This window comes from Robiginitalea sp. (assembly GCF_049588695.1).
In the GTDB taxonomy this organism is placed as follows: Bacteria; Bacteroidota; Bacteroidia; order Flavobacteriales; family Flavobacteriaceae; genus Robiginitalea.
Map to the genome: position 1 here is coordinate 1 of NZ_JBAVZJ010000346.1, position 6120 is coordinate 6120.

Here is a 6120-nt window from a genome sequence, read left to right on the forward strand (position 1 = left end):
GTGTACAATTACGAGGCATTCCTGATTGACACCAGCGGAAACAGGGTGCTTCCTGCAGCGGCAAGTGGAAGCTTTGACACGGCGAACTATCCGGATGCCAGTGGCGATCCTGCCCAAATTACAGGCCTCAGAGCTGGAAATTACGTGGTGGAGATTGCGACAACTGCATCGCCGGAATGTCCCGGAATAAGTAATCTCGCTACCGTTCGGGGCCCCAACGGACCCCTGGTACCCGTGGCTGTTTCGGAAGGGAACGTAAGCTGTAATAACAATACGGGAATCATTAACGCCAATTCATCAGGAGGCTGGGATACGTCGCCGTATGAATTCAGACTCCTGAGAGACGATGGTTCTGGAACCTATGTGGAGGAGGTACCTTTCTCCGGACAATCGCGTTTTGAAAACCTTTCCAGTGGGGATTACCGCGTTGAGGTACGTGATGTCGAAGGATGTACCGAGACAACCGACATCACCCTGGATCCGATTCCACCAATTCTCGTGGAGATTCGAGAGCCACAGGGGCTGATTTGCCCGGGAGGGAATAATGCGGTACTCGAAGCCTATGACCCGGCATCCGGGGACGCTGTCACGGGAAATGCCGGTGCCTCGGGAGGTGTAGCCGGAGCCGGATATAAATACCAGCTCATTTACCTTGGTAGCAATGACATTACTGATGAGGTGTCGCGAAGCGGACTCCAGGACGATCCGACATTTATCGGAACCAATGGGTTTGGGTACATAAGTGCGGGCTGGTATGCCATAGAGGTTTCTTCGAGCTTCCAGTGTGTTGGAGTTTCGGCCCCATACTTTGTGGATCCCCCACCGGCGATTGTTCCCACCCTGGTACAGGTTCAGGCTCCCGGCTGTGGTGGCTTTGGGGAAATGCGGCTGACCGTTACAAATCCTGAAGCTGGCTTTAATTACGAATACCGGGCCGTCGGTGCACCTGTAACAGATCCGTTTATTTCGATGGGTGTGGGTATTGATGCCGTGCTGATCCCAGGAACTCCGGGGTTCTATCAATACGAAGTGCGAAAGGTCAATGCAACCAATGCCTGTGACGTGGTTACCTCTAACGGACTTAGCCTTATCGATGCCCAGGATCTGGATCTGGCAGTGAATTTACCCGACGATATTTCTTGTGCTTCAGAACTCGACGGCCGAATTGAGTCCTTCGCCTCAGGTGGTATTGGGAGCAACAGTTTTTTCCTCTACAGAGGCGATCCGGGGAATCCGTTCAGTCCGAACCCGGGAGCTGTTGTGGTGCGCGGACCACAACCCGATGGAACTTTTGAAGGCTTGCCCGAAGGGACAGATTACTATATCGCCGTGATCAGTGGAAGCACGTGTAGCGATGTGGAAGGACCGCTGACCATTGTCCGGCCCGATCCGATCACCTATAGTATAAGCACAACCCAAATTACATGTGCCGGGGAAGCTGACGGTACCGCCACGGTAGAAGTTACCGGTGGGGGACAGGGGCTGATTCAGTTTGCCATTGAACCGAGTTTCAGCGAATTCTTTACGGATCCTGCAACTCCGGGCGCGTATACCTTTACCGACCTGGAAGGAGCTCCCTTCCCAGGTAGGGAATACGATATCCTTATTCAGGATGAAAACGGGTGTTCTGAAATTACCACAGTGCGGATTATTGAACCCGAACCCCTGGATGCGGACTTTACCACCAGTCCGGAGACGTGTATTGGTTTCGCAGATGGATCTGCACAACTCACGGTTAGCGGGGGAACTCCCTTTACAACTCCAGGAGGAATTAGGTATTATGAATCCAGTCTGAATTCTTCCGATCCCGCAGATTATGTACGGAATGATAACTTGATCTTTGAAAATCTGGTAGGGGGAGAGTCTTATGTGGTCTTTATCAGGGATTCACAAGGGTGTACAACCAATGTAATCATTCCAGTAGAGATTGGAGTTGAACTCAATGCAGAAGCTGTGGTGGATTATGGGTGTGACGGTATTTTCCCGTTCAGTACGACCCGTATTGAAATGCAGGACGACAGTGTTCTGGACCAGGTGCTCTTTGCGCTGGACCCCCTGGATCCAACAGATGCGATTACGGCATTGGCAGATACTACCCGTGAATGGGGTGATCTACCCGCCGGGGAGCACGTGGTGTACATCTATCATGAAAACGGGTGTACCAATATGGTTGAATTTACCATTGAGGCCTATGAACCTCTCACCCTCGATGCCATGCAGACGGGACCCAATGAGATTACAGCCACAGCCAGTGGAGGTTTTGGGGACTATGAATACTTCTTCCAGGGGGAATCTCTGGGAAGTACCAACGTATTCTACCTTAATTTTGACGCCATGGTCAATATTCGGGTTAGGGATCGTGAAGGATGCGAAATCAGCATAGACTTCCCGTTTGATTTTACCGGGATGGTTGACTTTCCAAACTTCTTTACCCCGGATGGAGATGGTATCAATGATGTATGGGCACCGCTCAACCGGGAGTTTTTCCCGAATATCGAGGTGATTATTTACGATCGGTATGGTCGGGTGGTAGCTACCCTGGATCAGGTCACCAATTGGGATGGAACCTATGATACCAAAGAACTCCCATCCGGAGATTACTGGTATGTGGTGAATGCGAACGACAATGAAAAACAGCAATACGTAGGTCACTTTACCTTATACAGGTGATGCCGGGCTGCGGTATTTGACCTTCTTTTTAGCGGGAGCGAATTGAAGGATAAAAAAGATCCTGTGAAGTAGACTTCACAGGATCTTTTGTCTTATAGGTTATTTGTTATATTTCTCCGGCTTCGCGGCTTCATAAGGGGAGGAGGGGAGTTCCTCCGATCAGTCCAGAACGACACCATCTTCCAGGATAACAGCGTACTTGTAACCGGCCCCAAAGTCCTTATCCAGACGTACAACGGCCTGCATTTTTACAACATCCCCCGGTTTCACTGTGGCTGCGGAGGTGATGACAAAGTCTTTATCATCTGCGCTCCCGTCTTTCAGGTGGATCCAGTTGCGGTTGAGGATCCCTTCATTGACCTTGGTACATGTCCCTGAAACTTCAACCCATTGCCCCTGGTAGGCCCCGGGATTTTTCAGTACGTCTGCAATTCGAACGGAGCTTGCCTCTTGAACCCCATCCTGGCCTGTCATCCCGGATTCCCCGGAATTCGCAGTTTCTTCGGGAGGTGAGGCGATGGATTTCACAGGCTTCAGGTTTTTAACCTGGGCCTCCGGTACAATCCGTGTGACCAGGTAAATAGTGTCAAAGACCTTTTGCATTTCCTTGCTCTCGAAGTCGGCGCGTATCAGGGCTTCATTATAATAGTATACATCCCCTGTTTCAACATCTGTGGGCCCGGTGGCCATCCAGTACTGGTGGTCCCCTTCGCTCACCTTCAAATAGAGGTATTTGGAGGTGGGAACGGCTTCCAGGACTTCGATTTTGCGCATATCCATGACAACGTCTTTATGCGCATCCGCCATATTTACTTCGGTTTCAAGGGGTATCGGATCTCCGGCATCAGGCCCGCCTTTACAGGCGACATTGGAGATTAACAATGCAATGCTGCAGAGGGACAGGATGTCCCTCACACTGGGGTATTTCATTTTCATAGCTATAAAGGGTTTAAGCGGCCTGGACGGCGGCGTATTGGGCCACCAGTACTTCCAGGTCTCGCGAGTATTGAAGCGTCTCGGGTTTCTTCAGGATTTTTCTCATGATTCGGTTGACCAGGACGGTCACTTCATTCTTTGACCAACCGTACCGTTCAGCAATACCAATCCTGCTCAAGGCGGTGTGCACTTGTCTTTTACGCCTGGCCATTAGGTTGCGGAAAGGTTGCATTTCCTGCCATTGACGATATTCAGACCATTCCTGAGCGATTATTTCCTCCACATTTTCAATAGCTGCCTTACGCGCTTCGCGATTGGATTTTAATTGACATGCGATGGAATCCAGGTTGTGCAGCAGTATGGACTTCACGGACGCCAGGGCCGGGGTAAAATTGCCGGGTACGGCAAGATCGATAAGCAATACATTTTTATCCGTGGCAATTCCCTTATGTATTAACCCTGGGGCATGACTTACTGCGGATATAATTACATCGAATTCGCTAAGGTCATTTGCTGTAAGCCTTTCCCAGGAAAAGGTATTCACATTGTTTGCCCGGGCGAGCTTTGCCGCTCTGGATTCCGTCCGGTTGGTTATAAAAATATTCGGGTATCTGAATTTACTGTTGTATTTAAAGAGTTGTCTCACGATATCCCCGGCCCCGACAAAAAGGATTTTCTTTTCGGCGGCCTCACTTCCAAAAGTTTCACCAATAAGCTTTAACGCCTTGTAGGCCGTAGAAGTCGTACCGTCCCGGAACCCGGTTTCATTGCTCACCCGCTTGTGTGTTTTAAAGAGGGTTTGCATACAGCGCTCCAAAAGGGAACCCTGCATACCCGTCTGAAGGGAATAGTGGTAGGCTTTGCGAATTTGGTGAATGATTTCTGCATCTCCCATAACGGAAGATTCGAGTCCGGCAGATACCTTGAGCAAGTGCAGGACAGTGTCCTCCGTGCGGTCGCTATCCCTGAAATCAGTCACATCAACTTTATTGACGGCTCCTGTGATATGTCTCAAAAGGAAATCCCTGACGCACGCCGCCTTTGTATTTCCGGATTCAAAGTACAATTCCGTTCTGTTGCAGGTCACCAAAATCAGGAGGGAAGATAGGTCCGGAAAGGCCATTTGAAGGGCTCTGGCGACTTCCTGTTTGGCCGTATCGGACAGGTGAAAGCGCTCCCTCCGGGCTACCGGGGCTGTATGGTGTGAAATGCTGATATATCGTAATCTCGTATCCATAGGATGGAACACGTTTGTTTAGAAATTCGGTTTAATCCAATTCATACCTGGAGCAATTACTCCATTATTACTTCAAGCTATTGCTTCAACGTCCTCATATAGTTTACTATCAGCCAGCGGTCTTCGTCATCCGGCAATTTTTTGGTGTATTCCGGCATGTCACCAAAACCAAAGGAAGTTTTGTAAAACAGTTCCCCGTCTGTCTGGGCATGATATTCTTCAGAAGAAAAATCCCCCAGGTCTCCTTTCAGGCCAGCGGCTTTCTTACCGTCTCCATAGCCTTCTTTTCCGTGGCAGGACTGACAATGTTTTGAATAAAGCGCTTTTCCTATGTTCAAATCCGCTGTCGGATCTGTTGGGTTTTTCATATTCACATACTTCTCGGGTACCACCCATTCATCCTGATCAGGCGTGGTAAAGGCATAAAAGGCCAAAGCCAGGAAGGCTAAAGGCAAAAGGATTTTAATTGTTTTCATAAGTCAATTTTTAGCGATTTTATATAGATTAAAAAGTAAATAAAAGATAAGTCCCCACGAACCAAATACGAGGAGCCCCGTAAAAAACAGGATGAACAACGGCGTACGACTGCTGCGCCCCCACAGGGTGCGCTGGTCGTAGGTACTCGTATGAACTATTGGAGTGCCTACTGGAGCATCCAGTTGTGCTTTCACGGTACCGTAATCATCGTTTTCTTCGATAACCACTTCCATGGCCAGATTTCCGTCCTTCCCGGGAATATCCCCGGGGATTTCAACATTGATGCTCCCGGATTCATCCGTCATCAGGAATTCTTCACTGACCACCAGGGGCGAGAACATCCGTTCCACCTGTACTTTGATCAGGGCATCTGCAATAGTGCTGTCCAGCACTTTATCCTTTAAGGTCGCTTCAATGTAATTCAGGCTGTCTTTTTGAATGAGTTTAGCGCTGAGAACGGCATCCCTGAACTCCACACTGCTACTGGCTTTCCTGAAGGTTTCATTGCCGTCGAATGCTGCACCCACAATGTAGAGCCCTGTCGAATCCGGTTGAATGGCCTCTATTCCCTTGAGGGTAAACTGGGCTTTACCCGTAGGGCCTGTAGTGGTGGTTCCCAAAGGGAATTCCTCCCCATCTACTTCATAGTATATCTCAAGTTCAGCATCCGGGACCGTGACGTTGGTCTTATCGATCCGTGCGGAAGTTTGAAAATCCAAATACACGGGCCCCTCCATTACCTTGGTATAGCTGGTCGATAGTCGGAGGCGCTCTTTATCCTGGGCCAGACCTGTCTGAAT

At 49.5% G+C, this 6120-nt stretch carries 5 protein-coding genes; 1 reads left to right on the top strand and 4 read right to left on the bottom strand.

Going from position 1 to position 6120, the window contains the following annotated elements; translation table 11 throughout:
• Window positions 1–2670 (top strand): T9SS type B sorting domain-containing protein (locus WBV75_RS08420; RefSeq protein WP_424120187.1); only part of this gene is annotated, 2670 nt, incomplete at its 5' end.
• Between the two features lie 159 nt (window positions 2671–2829).
• Here WBV75_RS08420 and WBV75_RS08425 read toward each other — a convergent pair.
• The 4 genes from WBV75_RS08425 to WBV75_RS08440 all read right to left on the bottom strand — a co-directional run.
• On the bottom strand, window positions 2830–3606 hold the full coding sequence (locus WBV75_RS08425) for a hypothetical protein (RefSeq protein WP_424120188.1): 777 nt from the start codon (window positions 3604–3606) through the stop codon (window positions 2830–2832).
• Window positions 3607–3619: 13 nt separating this feature from the next.
• Window positions 3620–4843: a glutamyl-tRNA reductase gene (gene hemA, locus WBV75_RS08430; protein WP_424120189.1), complete on the bottom strand. Its 1224-nt coding sequence runs from the start codon at window positions 4841–4843 to the stop codon at window positions 3620–3622.
• A 77-nt stretch (window positions 4844–4920) separates the two neighbouring features.
• The gene (locus tag WBV75_RS08435; protein WP_424120190.1) at window positions 4921–5319 is read right to left on the bottom strand and encodes a c-type cytochrome; all 399 of its coding nucleotides are present in this window, start codon (window positions 5317–5319) and stop codon (window positions 4921–4923) included.
• A 3-nt stretch (window positions 5320–5322) separates the two neighbouring features.
• Window positions 5323–6120, bottom strand: a 798-nt coding sequence (locus WBV75_RS08440; protein ID WP_424120191.1) for a hypothetical protein, incomplete at its 5' end; no start/stop codon positions are given.